The sequence below is a fragment of the Streptomyces coryli genome (genome assembly GCF_011044975.1).
In the GTDB taxonomy this organism is placed as follows: Bacteria; Actinomycetota; Actinomycetes; order Streptomycetales; family Streptomycetaceae; genus Streptomyces; species Streptomyces coryli.
In genome coordinates, this window is record NZ_JAAKZV010000197.1 from 1 (window position 1) to 15,699 (window position 15,699).

Annotated in this window: 17 protein-coding genes; 12 read left to right on the plus strand and 5 right to left on the minus strand. The window is 72.9% G+C overall.

The window, feature by feature from the left end:
- The first annotated feature begins 20 nt into the window (after positions 1 to 20).
- The gene (locus G5C51_RS31055; protein ID WP_165242166.1) at positions 21 to 1,082 is read left to right on the plus strand and encodes a DUF4436 family protein; all 1,062 of its coding nucleotides are present in this window, start codon (positions 21 to 23) and stop codon (positions 1,080 to 1,082) included.
- Here the strand turns inward: G5C51_RS31055 and G5C51_RS31060 are convergent.
- On the minus strand, positions 1,057 to 1,614 hold the full coding sequence (locus G5C51_RS31060) for a TerD family protein (RefSeq protein ID WP_165242168.1): 558 nt from the start codon (positions 1,612 to 1,614) through the stop codon (positions 1,057 to 1,059). The genes G5C51_RS31055 and G5C51_RS31060 overlap by 26 nt on opposite strands.
- 97 nt (positions 1,615 to 1,711) lie before the next feature.
- Between G5C51_RS31060 and G5C51_RS31065 the strand changes: the two genes are divergently transcribed.
- The gene (locus tag G5C51_RS31065; protein ID WP_165242170.1) at positions 1,712 to 2,482 is read left to right on the plus strand and encodes an SDR family oxidoreductase; all 771 of its coding nucleotides are present in this window, start codon (positions 1,712 to 1,714) and stop codon (positions 2,480 to 2,482) included.
- A gap of 8 nt (positions 2,483 to 2,490) precedes the next feature.
- Positions 2,491 to 3,348, plus strand: coding sequence for an arylamine N-acetyltransferase family protein (locus tag G5C51_RS31070; protein WP_165242172.1), 858 nt, complete (start codon positions 2,491 to 2,493; stop codon positions 3,346 to 3,348).
- Here G5C51_RS31070 and G5C51_RS31075 read toward each other — a convergent pair.
- Positions 3,296 to 4,195: a LysR family transcriptional regulator gene (locus tag G5C51_RS31075; protein WP_165242174.1), complete on the minus strand. Its 900-nt coding sequence runs from the start codon at positions 4,193 to 4,195 to the stop codon at positions 3,296 to 3,298. The two genes, G5C51_RS31070 and G5C51_RS31075, sit on opposite strands and share 53 nt — an antisense overlap.
- 93 nt (positions 4,196 to 4,288) lie before the next feature.
- On the opposite strand from G5C51_RS31075, the gene G5C51_RS31080 reads away from it, so the two are divergent.
- Complete coding sequence (locus G5C51_RS31080) at positions 4,289 to 4,687, plus strand: RidA family protein (RefSeq protein WP_165242176.1); 399 nt, start codon at positions 4,289 to 4,291, stop codon at positions 4,685 to 4,687.
- A 50-nt stretch (positions 4,688 to 4,737) separates the two neighbouring features.
- Entirely contained in the window at positions 4,738 to 5,343 is a 606-nt protein-coding gene (locus G5C51_RS31085) for a DUF4937 domain-containing protein (RefSeq protein ID WP_165242178.1), read from the plus strand.
- A 9-nt stretch (positions 5,344 to 5,352) separates the two neighbouring features.
- Here G5C51_RS31085 and G5C51_RS31090 read toward each other — a convergent pair whose 3' ends face one another.
- Entirely contained in the window at positions 5,353 to 5,988 is a 636-nt protein-coding gene (locus G5C51_RS31090; protein ID WP_165242180.1) for a phosphotransferase, read from the minus strand.
- A gap of 54 nt (positions 5,989 to 6,042) precedes the next feature.
- On the opposite strand from G5C51_RS31090, the gene G5C51_RS31095 reads away from it, so the two are divergent.
- Together G5C51_RS31095 and G5C51_RS31100 are read left to right on the plus strand one after the other, a co-directional pair.
- Positions 6,043 to 6,705 carry a histidine phosphatase family protein gene (locus G5C51_RS31095; protein ID WP_165242182.1) on the plus strand — a complete coding sequence of 221 codons (663 nt, stop codon included), beginning with the start codon at positions 6,043 to 6,045 and terminating at the stop codon, positions 6,703 to 6,705.
- A 44-nt stretch (positions 6,706 to 6,749) separates the two neighbouring features.
- Positions 6,750 to 7,658: an ADP-ribosylglycohydrolase family protein gene (locus tag G5C51_RS31100; protein ID WP_165242184.1), complete on the plus strand. Its 909-nt coding sequence runs from the start codon at positions 6,750 to 6,752 to the stop codon at positions 7,656 to 7,658.
- Between the two features lie 31 nt (positions 7,659 to 7,689).
- Here G5C51_RS31100 and G5C51_RS31105 read toward each other — a convergent pair whose 3' ends face one another.
- Positions 7,690 to 9,237 carry a DHA2 family efflux MFS transporter permease subunit gene (locus tag G5C51_RS31105; protein ID WP_165242186.1) on the minus strand — a complete coding sequence of 516 codons (1,548 nt, stop codon included), beginning with the start codon at positions 9,235 to 9,237 and terminating at the stop codon, positions 7,690 to 7,692.
- Positions 9,238 to 9,350: 113 nt separating this feature from the next.
- Here G5C51_RS31105 and G5C51_RS31110 point away from each other — a divergent pair, with 113 nt between their 5' ends.
- The 3 genes from G5C51_RS31110 to G5C51_RS31120 are packed head-to-tail and all read left to right on the plus strand — an operon-like array spanning position 9,351 to position 11,393.
- Positions 9,351 to 10,019, plus strand: coding sequence for a TetR/AcrR family transcriptional regulator (locus G5C51_RS31110; protein ID WP_165242188.1), 669 nt, complete (start codon positions 9,351 to 9,353; stop codon positions 10,017 to 10,019).
- 8 nt (positions 10,020 to 10,027) lie between these two features.
- Positions 10,028 to 10,738, plus strand: coding sequence for a ribonuclease HII (locus tag G5C51_RS31115; RefSeq protein ID WP_165242190.1), 711 nt, complete (start codon positions 10,028 to 10,030; stop codon positions 10,736 to 10,738).
- Positions 10,739 to 10,790: 52 nt separating this feature from the next.
- Complete coding sequence (locus tag G5C51_RS31120; RefSeq protein ID WP_165242192.1) at positions 10,791 to 11,393, plus strand: hypothetical protein; 603 nt, start codon at positions 10,791 to 10,793, stop codon at positions 11,391 to 11,393.
- Between the two features lie 48 nt (positions 11,394 to 11,441).
- Here the strand turns inward: G5C51_RS31120 and G5C51_RS31125 are convergent, their stop codons facing one another.
- Positions 11,442 to 12,104 carry a hypothetical protein gene (locus G5C51_RS31125; RefSeq protein ID WP_165242194.1) on the minus strand — a complete coding sequence of 221 codons (663 nt, stop codon included), beginning with the start codon at positions 12,102 to 12,104 and terminating at the stop codon, positions 11,442 to 11,444.
- Between the two features lie 196 nt (positions 12,105 to 12,300).
- On the opposite strand from G5C51_RS31125, the gene G5C51_RS31130 reads away from it, so the two are divergent.
- The gene (locus tag G5C51_RS31130) at positions 12,301 to 14,457 is read left to right on the plus strand and encodes a RecQ family ATP-dependent DNA helicase (protein WP_165242196.1); all 2,157 of its coding nucleotides are present in this window, start codon (positions 12,301 to 12,303) and stop codon (positions 14,455 to 14,457) included.
- Positions 14,458 to 14,532: 75 nt separating this feature from the next.
- A partial coding sequence (locus G5C51_RS31135) for a DUF4192 domain-containing protein (RefSeq protein ID WP_165242198.1) occupies positions 14,533 to 15,699 on the plus strand: 1,167 nt, incomplete at its 3' end.

The following is a 15,699-nucleotide window of genomic DNA, read 5'->3' on the forward strand; positions in this document are numbered from 1 at the left end:
CGGCTGCGCAGGATCGAGGCATGCCGTTCCCGCCCGCCCGCCGCTTACGGCCCACGCAGGCCGCGGCGGCGGTACGCGATCTGCCGTGGCGGCATGCGCTGGGCCTGCTGGGGCTGCTCGCCGTGGTCTTCGCGGCGGGGATCGGGCTGTATCTGAACGAACGCGACGTGCGGCAGCGGCCGGTCGAGCTCGGCGCGGACACGGCGCGCGACCGCGTCACGATCAACGCCGCGGTGCACCGGGCCGACCCCGGGAACCGGCGCGTCACCGTGCAGCTCACCGCGGACCCGCACGGCAGATACGCCGTGGACAAGGGCGCCCTGGCCCGCCCGATCAAGCTGCATACCAACGCCACCGGCGCGGAGGAGTTCACCGTCCCCAGCGAGAGCCCGGGCTGGGTGAAGGAGCTGGAGCTGGTCCTCGAGGACGGGACGATCTCCGACTATCCCTTCGACCGGTACGACTTCACACTAGCCCTCGCCGCCACGGCCAAGGGCAAGGCGCTGCCGGTGGAGCTGCGCTTCGTCGACCAGAACACGAACTTCGAGGTCACCCCGAAGGCCACCGACTACGGCGACGAGGTCGTCGCGGTCAGAAGCGAGCTGAAGCGGTCGCGGAGCACCTTCATCATGACCTGGTTCATGATCGCGACGATGTGGGTGATAGCCCTCGCCGTATCGCTGGCCTGCTGGCTGGTGGTCAACCAGGGCCGCGGCCTGGTCTGGGGCGCCCTCGGCTGGATGGCCGCCAGCCTCTTCGCCCTGGTCGGGCTGCGCAACGCCGCCCCGGGCTCGCCGCCCAACGGCTGCCTGCTCGACTACGCCGCCTTCTACTGGGCCGAGGCGCTCATCGCGATCAGCGTGATCACCCTGGTCTTCCACGGCATCCGCGCCGAGCACCACCGCGGCGGGCCCATCGACCCGCTGCTCGCCTGGACACCAGCCGGTCAGCAGGGCACCGGGCAGCAGGACGCCGACCCGGGGCCGCCGGCACATCCGCCGCGCCGCCGCACCGTGGGCCCGGGGAGCGCGGCGCGCCGGAGGCGCGGCGGCGGGTCTAAGCGGCGCCCAGGAACCCGGTGAAATCCGCCGGATCGGCGTCATAGCCGCGCAGCAGGGCGGCATACGCCCACGTGCCGTCCTCGCCGCGGGTGAACTCCGCGAGCGTGGCCGCGGTGGCTTCCCCGAGCGTCGTGAGGTCGTGCATCGCGAGCTCCGCGTCCCCGGTGCTGATCCGGACCGCGGTGTCGGCGGACACCACCTGCACCGACGCGTTCGCGATACGGGCGAAGCCGAGCCGGTCGTCGGCGGCGCTCTGCTGTATGGCCACGCCCACCACGACCCGGACATAGCGCGGCGCGAGCCGGTCCAGCTCCAGCGTCAGCGCCTCGTCGATGCCGAACCCCAGGCCGGTGCGGCTCTCCCGGTGCAGGCTGATCGTGCCGTCGGGGGAGCGGCGGTCGAAGTGCACCAGATAGTCCGGCGGGCCGTGCGGGGCGTCGGCGGTGTACGCGGCGGCGATCAGGTCGAGGTCGTGCGGCGGCGCGCCCCGCGGGGCCGGGTCCCACTTGAGCGCCACCTGGACCTTCTGCAGCCCCTTGCTGAATCCACTCACCTGTCTCCCCCTCGAGCGTCCGGTACGAAGTCCCATGCCGTGACGGCACGTTGCCATGGTGCCACCCGACACTGACACCTGTGATCCACTGGGGGATATGGAGCAGGCAGAAACGATCCTCGTCACGGGCGCCACCGGCACCCTCGGCCGCCCCCTGGTGGAGCGCCTGGTCGCCGCTGATGCGCCGGTACGGGTGCTGAGCCGGCGGCCGCGCCCTGCCGGGGACGAGCGGCCGTACGCGTGGGCCGTAGGCGATCTGAAGCAGGGCACAGGCCTCGACGCGGCGGTCGCGGGCGCCGGCGTGATCGTGCACTGTGCGACCGACGCCCGTAACGACACGGCGGCCACGCGCCGGCTGCTGGCGGCGGCCAAGCGCGCGGGCAGCCCGCATTTCGTCTACATCTCGATCGTCGGCGTGGACCGCGTACCGCTGCCGTACTACCGGTCGAAGCTCGCGATCGAGCGGCTGGTCGAGGACTCCGGGCTGCCGTGGACGGTGCTGCGGACGACGCAGTTCCACGACCTGGCGGCGAAGGTGACGGATGTGCAGCGGCGGCTGCCGTTCGTGCTGGTGCCGGGCGGGCTGCGGATTCAGCCGATCGAGGTCACGGAGGTCGCGGAGCGACTCGCGGAGCTGGCGCGGGGCCCGGCCGTCGGGCGGGTGGCGGACATGGGCGGGCCGCAGGTGCTCGGCGCCCGCGAGACCGCCGCGGCGGTGCTGCGCGCGGCCGGGCGGCGGCGGCCGCTGCTGCCGGTACGGCTGCCGGGCCGGATCTACCGCGCCTTCCGCGAGGGCGGCCATCTCGCCCCGGAGCACGCGGTCGGCAAGGTGTCCTTCGCGGAATACCTCGCCGCGCGCCGGACTTGAGGGCGGTCATGAGTGACTTCCGCTGGCAGGGCGACGAGTTGGACCTCGACGCGTACCTGCGCCGCATCGGCCTGGACGGGGCCGGCGGCGCCGCGCCGGACCTCGGCACGCTGCGGGCCGTGATGGCCGGGCACGTGGCGTCGATCCCGTTCGAGAACGTGGAGGTGCTGCTCGGCCGGCCGGTGCTGCTGGACGTACCGGCGCTGGAGCGGAAGCTCGTACGGCAGCCGCGCGGCGGCTATTGCTACGAGCACAACCTGCTGCTCGCCGCCGCCCTGGACCGGCTCGGCTTCGAGGTGACCGGACTCGGCGCGCGCGTCCGGATGGGCGCCGACAAGATCAACCCGACCACGCACATGCTGTTGCGCGTCGACCTCGGCGGCGAGCCGTGGCATGTCGACGTCGGCTTCGGCGGCGAGGCGCTGCTGGAGCCGCTGCCGCTGGCCGCCGGGGCCGAAGTGACGCAGGGCGCCTGGACGTTCTCGGTCACCGACGAGGGCGACAGCGTGCGGGTGCTGCGCGGACTGCACGCGGACGGCTGGTTCCCGCTGTACGCGTACACCCTCGAACCGCGCCACCGGCCGGACTACGAGGTGTGGAACCACTACATCTCCACCCACCCGCGCTCGCCCTTCACCAGCCGCCTGGTGGTGCAGCAGCCGGGCCGCGAGCAGCGTCTTGCCCTGGTGGGCGACACGCTCACCACGATCGAGCCGGGCGGCGAGGTGACGAAACGGACCGTGGCGCCCGAGGAGTTGCCCGGTGTGCTCGGCGACTTCGGGCTCGCCTTCGACGCGGCTGACACAGCCGCCCTCATCCGGCATGCCGCCGCGCGGCGCGCCGCAGATACGGCAGAAAGCCGCTGACCGCGGCCGGCCGCGCGGCGCCGCGGGGCACGGCCGCGTAGACGGACCGTACGGGCGCGTCCTCGGTCCGCAGCGCCACCAGCACCAGACCTGGCGGCAGCGCACCGGCCGCCAGAGCCGGTACGAGGGTGATCCCGAAGCCCGCCGCCACGAAGCCGAACTTCGCGATCCACTCTCGCGCCACGATGTCGATCCGCGGCCGGAAGCCCTCCCGCAGGCACGCGCTGATCAGCGTCTCGCCGGCGTCCGTGCTGCCCGCGACCCAGGGCTCGTCCATGAGCTCCGCCAGCCGCAGCGTCCGCCGCCGGGCGAGGCGGTGGCCGATGGGGAGAGCGACCAGCACTGGCTCGTCGAGCAGGTGGATCAACTCCACCGGGTCGAAGGCGCCGAGCCGGTCGGCGTATCCGGAGACCACGGCGAGGTCGAGGTCGCCTGCCTGCAGCGCGGACACGTGGTCGCGGCTGTAGCCCTCGGTATGGCATACCTCGACGTCCGGGTGGTCGGCGCGGAATGCGGCGACAGCCAGCGGCACGAGGGCGGCGCCGGCGGTGGCGAAGGCGCCGAACCGCAGCCGGCCGGCTGCCAGGCCCTGCAGGGCGGCGAGGTCGCGGCGGGCGGCGTCGAGGCGTTCGAGCGCGGCGCCGGCGTGCGAGAGCGCGGTGCGGCCCGCGTCGGTGAGGCGCACGCCCCGGGGGAGGCGGTCGAAGAGCGGGGCACCGAACTCGGCTTCCAGGGCGGAGACCTGGCGGGAGACGGCGGACTGGGTGTAGCCGAGCTCGGCGGCCGCGGCGGTGAAGGAGCCGTGCCGGGCGACGGAGCGGAAGACCTCGAGCCAGGCGGTGTCCATGGGCGGCCTTTCCTGGTGCCATGCGTCATACGCATGGTAGCCATGCGAGACATTCGCTGGTCGAATCGGTGGCCGCTGCCTAGCGTGGTCCGCATGCTGAAGACCACGGACAATCCGGCCACCGTGCCCACGCCCGCGGGCCCGTACTCGCACGTCGTCCGTCTCGACACCGGCGACGGCGCGCTGCTCTTCGTCTCCGGCCAGGTCGCTCTCGACGAACGCGGCGATCTCGTCGGCCCCGATGACATGACGGCGCAGGCCCGGCATGTGATGGACGCGCTTGGCAAGATCCTTGCCGCGCACGGCGCTTCGTACGACGACGTCGTCAACATCCGCAGTTATCTCACCGATATGGGACGCCGGGCGGAGTACGGCGCCGTTCGCGCCGAGTACATCAAGGGCGTACCGCCCTCCAGCACCACCGTGGAGGTCTCCCGGCTCTTCGTCCCCGGCGCGCTGCTCGAGGTCGAGGTGATCGCTGCCGTCGGGTGATGCTGCTGATCAGCCCGTTAGCCAGGTCATCAGGCCGTACGATGGCGACCGTGCTGGTCAAGTGGATGCGCTGCAACGTCACCGACCGTCGCGGCTTCGAGCGGGGGCAGCGCAAGTGGGCGGGGCTGCTCGGCGAGCCCGGCTTCCGGGGGCAGGGGGGCGGATGGAGTCAGGCGCGCGAGGGGGTGGCGCATCTCTTCGGGTTCTGGGAGAGCCGGGCGTTGTACGACTCGTTCATGGCCCGCTCCCACGACCGGCTCGCGGCGGCGCAGGCGGGCACGTATACGGGCATGCGGATCCGGCTCTTCGAGCACGTGCATGACGTGAAGGTCGGCTTCGAGCCGCGCTTCGGCGACGCGGATCTGCTGCGGGTGGCGCATACGCGCGTCAAGCCGGACCGGGTGGAGAACTTCACGCTGATGCAGGAGAAGGTGTGGAATCCGGCGATGGCCGGATCGCCCGGGATGCTGCGCGGCTTCTTCGGCCGGGCGCCGGGCGACGAGTTCCTGGTGCTGTCGATGTGGGATTCGGCCACGGAGCGGGCCAAGTACCGCATCGAGCGGGTGGAGCGTCTGGGCCTGCGCGCGCAGACCAGCTCGGACGTGGCGGCACTGGCGGGGGACGTGATCGACGTCGAGGGCGCCTGGACGGTGTGAGGCGGCGGCTCAGGCCCGCCACTCCGCCGTAATGGCCGCGCGCTCCTCCCAGAGCCGGACCCCGGCGCCGCCCGGCTCCCAGCGCTCGCAGAAGCCGCGCAGCCAGGCACACTTGGCGAGCATCGCCGCCTGGCGGGCCGGCCACGGGGGCACCAGGTCCGGCCCGTAGGCGGTGAAGAAGCGGGGCAGGGCGGCGGCGTGGGCCGGGTGGTGGGTGCGGACGATCCACTCGCACCAGGCCAGGTCCTCGACCGGGTCCGGCAGGGGGTGTGCGAACTCCCAGTCCAGCACCGCAGTGACCGTGAAGTCCGACGGGTCCAGGAGGATGTTGTTCGGTCCGTAGTCCCCATGGATCATGCCGGTCGCGTGAATGCGGCGCAGCAGCTCGCCGCAGGCGGTCAGGACCTCGGCCGCGTGGCCCGCGTCGATGAGCTCCTGGCCGTGGGTGCCGGGGAGGAAGCCGAGGGTGAGGGTGCCGTCCGTCTCGTCCAGCACCGGGGGTACCGGGAGCCGGCCGGTCAGCCGGCGGAGCGCGTCTCGCTCGCGGCGGTGGCGGAGAGCGGCGTCCGGGCCCGCGTAGGTCTTTCTTACGGAGCGGCCGTCGCCCAGCGTGCGGTTTGTGTAGCCGTGCGGCAGCGGGTGCATGCGGCGATCATGCCCGCGAGGCCGTCGGCGTGGCGCTGATTTAGTGTGGGCGGCATGGCACGGCCCCGGCGCATCGTTCTCATCCGGCATGGCGAGTCGGAGGGGAACGCGGACGACACGATCTACGAGCGCGAGCCCGACCATGCGCTGCGGCTGACCGAGAAGGGGCGGCGGCAGGTCGCGGAGGCGGGGGAGGAGCTGCGGGAGGTCTTCGGGGAGGAGCGGGTCAGTGTCTACGTATCGCCCTATCGACGCACCCACGAGACCCTCGAGTGGCTGGCCCTCGACCCGAACCGGGTGCGGGTGCGCGAGGAGCCGCGGCTGCGCGAGCAGGACTGGGGGAACTGGCAGGACCGCGAGGAGGTCCAGCTGCAGAAGGTGTACCGGGACGCGTACGGGCACTTCTTCTTCCGCTTCCCGCAGGGCGAGTCAGGGGCCGACGTCTACGACCGGGTCGGCGCCTTCCTGGAGAGCCTGCACCGCAGCTTCGACCGGCCCGATCACCCGGAGAATGTCCTGCTGGTCACGCACGGGCTGACGATGCGGCTGTTCTGCATGCGGTGGTTCCACTGGACGGTGCCGGAGTTCGAGGCGCTATCGAACCCGGGCAACGCCGAGTACCGGATGCTGCTGCTCGGCGAGAACGGGCGCTACACCCTGGACCGGCCCTTCGACCACTGGTGCACCCCGGAGGAGTACCAGGAGTCCCACAGGTGAGCCGTCCGGAGCTTCGTACAGCTGAGCGGTAGGCTTCAGCTGAGATGACCGCTGATCACGACCCTGCATCGCGCCTGGCCCGCGCCCTGGCCAGCCTGCGCGGACTGTCGGTGGGCGACGCGCTGGGCGCGCAACTCAGCACGCCCGGAATGGTCGGCTGGCTGCGCCGCCGCGAGCTGCCGCCGGGGCCCTGGCGGTGGACCGACGACACCGAGATGGCCTGCGCGCTCGTGGCCGTGCTGGCCGCCCGGCGCCGGGTCGACCAGGACGAGCTGGCCGCGCTGATGGCCGAGCGCCGCGACCCGGAGCGGGACTACGGCTCCACGGTCACGCAGGTGCTCGACGCAGTACGGGCCGGCGACGACTGGCGCACCGCCTCCGCCCGGCTGTTCAAGGGCCGGGGCTCGTGGGGCAACGGCGCCGCGGCCCGGGTGGCGCCGCTCGGCGCCTGGTACGCGGACGATCCCGCGCAGGCCGTGCACCAGGCCGAGATCTCCGCCTACGTCACCCACCAGCACCGCGAGGCCGTCGTCGGCGCGATGGCGGTGGCCGCCGCGGCGGCGCTGGCCGGGGACCCGGACGGGCCGAAGACCGGCGCCGAGCTGCTGGACGGTATCACCGCGCTGATCCCGCGCAGCGCCGTCGGCCAGGGCGTGCGGCGGGCCCGGGACATGCTCGATTACGCCGACTCCTCCACCGTCGCGGCCGTGCTCGGCAGCGGCCGCAGGACGAGCGCGCAGGACACCGTGCCGTACGCGCTGTGGGCCGTGGCCCGGTCGCTCGGCGACTGGGAGGAGACGGTACGGATCACCGCGCGGGCCGGCGGCGATGTGGACACCACCTGCGCCATCGCGGGCGGCGTGGCCGCGGCGCGGGCCGGCGGGGCGCCGCCCGCGGACTGGGAGGCGGACACCGAGCCGCTGCCCGGATGGGTGCCGGGCAGCGGCTCGTAACAGCGCGCAGGCGTAACTGCGCCCGTGCGTCCTACGCGGCCGGCGGAGCGCCGCTGCCGCTCAGCGCCTCCAGGTCGCTCTTGCGGACCCGGATCATGAAGATCGCGACCAGCAGCGCCACCAGCACCAGCCCTGTCGCGGCTATGAAGCCCGTGCCCGCGCCCTCGGAGAGCACCTTCTGACCCCAGATGCCCGGCAGCTCGTGGGTCTTCTCGAAGACGGCCTTCTCCTGCGGCGAGGCGTTCTGCATGAAGTCGGGTATCTGCTTCTCCGCCTCCTCCCTGCTCGCGGTGCCGAACACCGTGGTCAGGATGGCCAGGCCCAGCGAACCGCCCGCCTGCTGGGTGGCATTGAGCAGCCCGGAGGCGGCGCCCGCCTCATGCTGCGCGACGCCGGAGACGGCGGTCAGGGTGAGCGTCACGAAGTTCAGCCCCATGCCGAAGCCGAAGAGCAGCTGCGGGCCGAGCACGCCGCTCAGGTACGTGGAGCTCGGGTCGAGCTGGGTCATCCAGGCCATGCCGAGCGCCGTGATGGAGGCGCCGGTGACCATGAACGGCTTCGGCCCGAGCACCGGCAGGAACCGCTGCGAGAGACCGGCGCCTATGGTGATCACCACGGTGACGGGCAGGAAGGCCAGACCGGCCTTGATCGGGCTGTAGTCCAGCACGTTCTGGACGAACAGCATCATGTAGAAGAACATGCCGAACATCGCCGCCGCCAGGCACGTCATGATCAGATACGTGCCCGAGCGGTTCCGGTCCGCGAACATTCTGAGTGGCGTGATCGGCTCCTTGGCCCGCCGCTCGATGGCCACGAACACGACCAGCAGGACCGCCGCGAGGGCGAACGAGCCCAGCGCCAGGGTGTCCCGCCAGCCCTCTTCGGCGGCGCGGATGAACCCGTACACCAGCGACACCATGCCCAGCGTGGAGCTGAGCGCGCCGCCGAGGTCGAAGCGCCCGGAGTGGCGCTGCGACTCGCTGATGTAGAGCGGGACGAGGAGGACGAGCAGCACGCCGATCGGCACGTTGACGAACAGCACCCAGCGCCAGTTGAGCCACTCGGTGAGCATGCCACCGGCCAGCAGGCCGACCGCGCCACCGCCCGCGGACACGGCCGCGAAGACGCCGAACGCCCGGTTGCGCTCCGGGCCTTCGGGGAACGTGGTGGTGACAAGGGCGAGCGAGGTGGGCGAGGCGATCGCGCCGCCGACGCCCTGCAGCGCGCGGGCCAGCAGCAGCTGCCAGGGCTCCTGCGCGAAGCCGCCGAGCAGGGAGGCGAGGCTGAACAGCAGGATGCCGGCTATGAAGACGCGGCGCCGGCCGAGGATGTCCCCGACCCGCCCGCCGAGCAGCAGCAGGCCGCCGAAGGTCAGGGTGTACGCGTTGACGGTCCAGGTGAGATCGGCGGTGGAGAAGCCGAGCGCTGTCTGGATATGCGGCAGCGCGACGTTCACAATCGTCACGTCCAGGACCACCATGAGCTGACAGGCGGCGATGAGGACGAGGGCTATATTCCGCTTCTCCGCCCGTGGCGCTTTCCCCGGCGCCGGGTCGGTCTCGAGTTGAGAGGTTGTCACTGTGCTCCCCTACACGTGAAATAGTGAACGATACCGTTCACTGTCCCTGGAGACAGTAGTGAGTCGCGTACAGGGAACGCAAGCGTTCACTAAGTTTCAACGGAGTGAAAAATATGGGTACTTCGCACCGGACCGCTCCCGGAGCGCAGCCCGCGACCCACGCTGCCCGCCGCCGCGGCAGCGTTCTTGAGCAGGCCATCCTCGACGCGGCCCTTGATCAACTGGGCGCCGTCGGCTGGAAGGGCCTGACCATAGAGGGGGTCGCCGCCCGCGCGCACACGGGCAAGGCCGCGGTCTACCGCCGCTGGCCGTCGAAGCTCGAACTCGTCGCGGAATCCCTCAAGTCCGGCATCCCGCCGCTGATCGACCCGCCCGACAGCGGCGACCTGCGCGCCGACCTGGTCAGCCTGTGCGGGTGGATGCGCGAGCAGATGTACTCGCGCTCCGGCCTCGCGCTGCGGGCGCTGATGGACGAATGCGACCGCACCGAGGGCGAGTACTTCGCCGAGGTGATCCTGGGCCGGGTGGTCGACCCCGTCAAGGAACTCATCGCCGCCGTGGTGCGCCGCGGCATCGACCGCGGCGAGGTCCGCCCTGACGCCACCTGCAAGCTGGTCGCGGATGTGGTGCCGGCGATGATGATGTATCTGCACAAGACATCCGGCTGCGATGTGCAACACAAGGACTTGGTCCAGGTCATCGACCAGATCATGATGCCGCTGCTGCGCGCCGACGCGCCCGGGGACCGGGTGCCGAGCAGCGCCGACGGAGGCGTACGCTAAGCCACGCCATGACGTACGAGCCGCCCACCCACCGCATCGAACGGTCCCTGCGCGCCACCACCGGCGCCAAGGTCGTCGCCGGCATCGACGAAGTCGGCCGCGGGGCCTGGGCCGGCCCGGTCACGGTCTGCGCCGCCATCACAGGCCTGCGCCGCCCGCCCGAGGGGCTCACCGACTCCAAGCTGCTGACCCCCAAGCGGCGTGCCGCCCTCGCCGGGCTGCTCACCGGCTGGGTGACCGCGCACGCCATCGGGGAGGCCACGCACCAGGAGATCGACGAGCTCGGCATGACGGAGTCGCTGCGGCTCGCCGCCGTACGCGCCCTGGAGGCGCTGCCCATGCGGCCCGACGCGGTGATCCTCGACGGCAAGCACGACTACCTCGGCGCGCCCTGGCAGGTCCGTACGGTCATCAAGGGCGATCAGTCCTGCGTCGCCGTCGCGGCCGCGTCCGTGCTCGCCAAGGAGCACCGGGACGCCGCCATGGCGGAACTGGGCGCCGGGCGGGCCGAGTACGAGCCGTACTGCTTCGGCGACAACGCCGGCTACCCGTCGCCCGCGCACAAGGAGGCCCTGCACGAGCACGGCCCCACCGAACACCACCGCCTCTCCTGGGCATATATGGACGCCCTTCCGCGTTGGGCACATCTGAAGCGGCCGCGGCTGTCTCCGGAAGCGGCCGAGCTGGAAGCGGCCGGCCAGCTCGGATTCGATATCTGATTGACGCCACCCGCTGCTTTGACCGGTACTTGTGTTTGATAGACATCAGCTCATGCCTCTCTCTCCCGAGGAGCCTCAGATTCACGAGAGCGTCCCGGGCCGCACCGCGAGCCCGCGTCCTGTCCCAGGTCCCCGTTCCGTCGTCCGGCCGCCCGGCCGTCCCGGACCTGGCCGAGCCACCGGCCCCGCGCCGGCGGCGCGCCCTACGGCACCCCCTTCCCGTAGCAACGACAACGCCAAGCGCGACCCCCAGCCCCCGGCTCCGGGCCCGCAGCTGCAGGTGATCCCGGCGGCCGAAGGCGGCGCACTCGACGCCGCGGACGAGGCCGTCGACCTGCTGCTGGACTCCGGCCGGCCGCCGGGCGACATCCTGGTGCTCACCACGGGTGAGCTGCACCCCTGGGCCGAGCACGAGCTGAGCTTCGGTGAGGAGGCGTACTGGGCGCAGCAGGCCGCGGCCGACGACGTCTTCTACGCCGGCGCCGACGGCATCGGCAGCGCCGCGGCGCGCCCCGCCGTGGTCGTGGCCGTCAACGGCGGCGACGACGCCACCGTGGCGGGGGTGATGGGCCAGGCGATGAAGCTGGCCGGCGCCCTGCTCGTGCTGTGCGGCGACCCCGAGCGGATCAACAAGGCGGCGGGGGCGGGCGCTTAAGCGCTCCGCGTTCGTAGGCCCGCTGCTGCCTCGACCGGCACCTCCGGCTCAGCGCGCCGCCGTCCGGCGCCGCGCCTCAGGGGTGCCGCCGCCGGTGCGGCGGGCCGCGGGTGCCTGGGGTCCGTCGGCTTCGGCGGCGGCCGGGTCGGACTGGCCGTCCGTGCCGGCAGGGGGATCGGCGTACGGCCGGCGGCCGCCGCGGTCCTCGCCGAGCACCTGCCAGCCCTTCCTGGTCAGCGTGATGTACGCGCCGCAGCGCAGCCCGTGCAGCGTGCACGCGTCGCGCAGCCCCCACATCCAGGCGCCGTCCTCCTCGGTCCAGCCCGGGCCGCCCTCGCGGCAATAGAGGAGCACAGCCGTGCGCACCGGCGTGCGCCGGCGCAGGTCGTGCGGGATCACCCGGCGCAGGTGGCGCAGCAGCGCGTTGCGGAACGGCCAGCCGTCCGGGACGCGGGCGCCCGCCAGGTCCGTACGGGAGAAGTCGCGGCGGGCGAACGACGCGCTGGCGGCCAGCCGTTCGTCCGGGTCGAGCACCGCCACGACGGCCGTGGCGGGGGCGGGGGAGTGGCGGTCGAACAGGGCCGTGACCACCTCGCGCGGGTTGCGCAGCAGCGGGATCCCGGCGGCGGACCACTCCGCGGGCTCCAGCATGCGCCCCGAGGGCGCGGGTGCGGGCGGGTCGGTGGCGGCGGAGCCGAGGGCCAACGTCATTCCTCCCTTCCCCTGGTGTCCCGGACGCCCCGGCGTACGGGCATGGCTGCGCAAGCCCTGCGGGAGGGCTGCGCGCGGGAACATGCCCCATTCTTCCTGCCGGACTGGCCTGCGGCAATGAGCAATTGCGGGTGCAAGGGGCCGGTTACGGTGAGTGAGGTGGCCGGTTGTCAGTGGCATCGGGTTGCATGGGGGCATGAACGATCCGGAGCTGCGCGCCGAAGCCGATGCCATTCTCGCCGAGCTCGTCGGAGACCCGACGGGCGAGGCGCGGCTGCGCGAGGACCAGTGGCAGGCGGTGGCGGCGCTGGTGCAAGAGCGACGGCGGGCGCTGGTCGTGCAGCGTACGGGGTGGGGCAAGTCGGCGGTGTACTTCGTGGCCACGGCGCTGCTGCGGCGGCGCGGCTCGGGCCCCACGGTGATCGTCTCCCCGCTGCTGGCCCTGATGCGCAACCAGGTGGGCTCCGCAGCCCGCGCCGGCATCCAGGCGCGCACCATTAACTCCGCGAACCCCGAGGAGTGGGACGCCATCTACGAGGAGGTCGAGCGCGGCGAGACCGACGTCCTCCTGGTCAGTCCCGAGCGGCTGAACTCCGTGGACTTCCGCGACCAGGTGCTGCCCAAGCTGGCGGCCACGACGGGCCTGCTGGTGGTCGACGAGGCGCACTGCATCTCGGACTGGGGGCACGACTTCCGCCCCGACTACCGGCGGCTGCGCCAGCTCCTCGCCGACCTGTCGCCGGGCGTGCCGGTGCTGGCCACGACGGCGACGGCCAACGCCCGGGTCACCGCCGACGTGGCCGAGCAGCTGGGCACCGGTGCGGGCGAGGCCCTGGTGCTGCGCGGCGAGCTGGACCGGGAGAGCCTGCGGCTTGGCGTCGTGCAGCTGCCGGACGCCGCCCACCGGCTGGCCTGGCTCGCCGAGCACCTGGACGGGCTGCAGGGCTCCGGCATCATCTATGTGCTCACCATCGCCGCCGCCGAGGAGGCCTCGGCCTATCTGCGGCAGCGCGGCTTCAACGTGGCGTCGTACACGGGGCGTACGGAGAACGCCGACCGGCTGCAGGCCGAGGACGACCTGCTCAACAACCGCGTGAAGGCGCTGGTCGCCACCTCCGCGCTGGGCATGGGCTTCGACAAGCCGGACCTGGGCTTCGTGATCCACCTAGGCTCGCCGTCCTCACCCATCTCCTATTACCAGCAGGTGGGGCGCGCCGGGCGCGGCGTCGAGCATGCCGACGTGCTGCTGCTGCCCGGCAAGGAGGACGAGGCGATCTGGCGCTATTTCGCCGATACGGCCTTCCCGCCGGAGACGCAGGTGCGGCAGACCCTGGGTGCCCTGGAGGCGGCGGGCCGGCCGCTGTCCGTACCGGCGCTGGAGGCGGAGGTGGACCTCAGGCGCAGCCGGCTGGAGACGATGCTGAAGGTCCTCGATGTCGACGGCGCGGTCAAGCGGGTCAAGGGCGGCTGGACCGCCACCGGCGCCGAGTGGGCCTATGACGCCGAGCGTTACGCGTGGGTGGCGCGGCAGCGGGCGGCCGAGCAGCAGGCCATGCGGGATTACGTGAGCACGACCGGGTGCCGGATGGAGTTCCTGCGGCGGCAGCTGGACGACGAGGGGGCGGCCCCGTGCGGGCGGTGTGACAACTGCGCGGGGGCGTGGGTCGATTCCGCCGTCTCGGCCGAGTCGCTGACGGGGGCGGAGAAGGAGCTGGACCGGCCCGGTGTGGAGGTCGTGCCGCGGCGGATGTGGCCCACCGGACTGCCGGCGCTGGGCATCGACCTCAAGGGGAAGATCCCGCCCGGCGAGCAGTGCGACACGGGGCGGGCGCTGGGGCGGCTGTCGGACATCGGCTGGGGCAATCGGCTGCGGCCGATGCTGGCCGAGGACGCGCCCGACGGACCGGTGCCCGATGACGTGCTACGGGCGTGTGTTGACGTGCTCGCCGACTGGGCGCGCTCGCCGGGCGGCTGGGCGGCGGGCGGCGACGATGCCCTGCCGCGTCCTGCCGGGGTGGTGGCGGTGCCGTCCAGGACCCGGCCGCAGCTGGTCGGCTCGCTCGCCGAGGGCATCGCGGGCATCGGGCGGCTGCCCATGCTGGGGACGCTGACGTATTCGGGCCCTGACGGCGCCGCGGCGCGCCGGAGCAATTCGGCGCAGCGGCTGCGGGCGCTGGCCGGGGCCTTCGCCGTGTCCGACGAGCTGCGTGCGGCGCTGGCGGACTGCCAGGGGCCGGTGCTGCTCGTCGACGACTTCACGGACTCGGGCTGGACGCTGGCGGTCGCGGCCCGGCTGCTGCGGCAGGCGGGGTCGGGGCGGGTGCTGCCGCTGGTGCTCGCGGTGGCGGGCTGACCCTGCTGAGCTGGCCTTTTGTGAGTTATCCACAGGGGGTCGTGAAAGGGTGGGGTGCTGCGGGAGCTTAGTCGCATGACTACGCACAGCAGCCCCGCACAGATCACGCTGCGTTCGCCGGCCGAGCTGGCCGACGCGCTGCCGTATCTCATGGGCTTCCATCCGGACGACTCGATCGTCCTCGTCGCGCTGCAGGGCGAGCGCGGCCGCTTCGGCGGCCGGCTGCGCCTCGGCATCCCGCGCGACAGGGCGGAGTGGAGCGATGTCGCGGCGCAGCTCGCGGAGTGCCTCATCGGGGGCAGCGAGAGACGCGGCGCCAGGCCCACGGGCGTGATCGCCTTCCTCTGCCAGGACGCGGACGGGGCGGGCGAGGAGCCCCGCCAGGTGATGGACCGGCTGCGGCCGCTGGCCCAGCGGCTGCGCATGGCCTGCGGCCGGCTCGATGTCCCGGTGGTCGAGGCCCTGTGCATCTCCTCGGGCCGCTACTGGTCGTATTGCTGCCCGGACGTCACCTGCTGCCCTCCGGAGGGCGCCCCGCTCACCCCGCCCGGCACCTCGCCGATGGCCGCCGCGGCCACGTATGCGGGGATTCAAGTGCGCGGCTCGCTGCGCGAGATGGAGGCGCGGCTGGCGCCGGTCAGCGGCCCGCCGGCCCGGCTCGCCGCTCAGGAGAAGGCCCTCGACGAGGCCGCCGCGGCGCTGGTGCCGCGCATCCTCGGCGCGGCGGACCGCGACGCCGTCGGCGAGGACACCCTGGCGCTGGCCGGCCGGCTGCTGGCGCGGCTGCGGGCGGCGCCGCGGACTGGCGCGGACGACGCGGCGGCGGAAGAGGACGCCCGCGACGACGAGTTGGTCAGCGACGAGGAGGCGGCGACGGTCGTTCTCGGTCTGCAGGACCGCGGGACCCGGGACCGCGCGGCGGAGTGGATGGAGGGACCGGCGGCGGCCGCGGCGCTGCGGCTGTGGCGGCTGCTGGCCCGCCGCTGCGTGGGCGCCTTCGACGAGCATGCCGCCGCGCCGCTGACCCTGGCCGGGTGGACGGCCTGGTCGGCAGGGGACGAGGCCACGGCCCGCGTCGCCCTGGCCGCCGCGCTGCGCGCCGACGAGGAGTACGCCTTCGCCCGGTTACTGCACGACGCGGTCAACGAGGGGCTTGATCCGGAGCCGTTGCGAGCGTCGCTGCGCAAGCAGCGGGCGGGGCGGCGGCATCAGGCGCGGCGTGACCCGGTGCGGGGCGGGGAG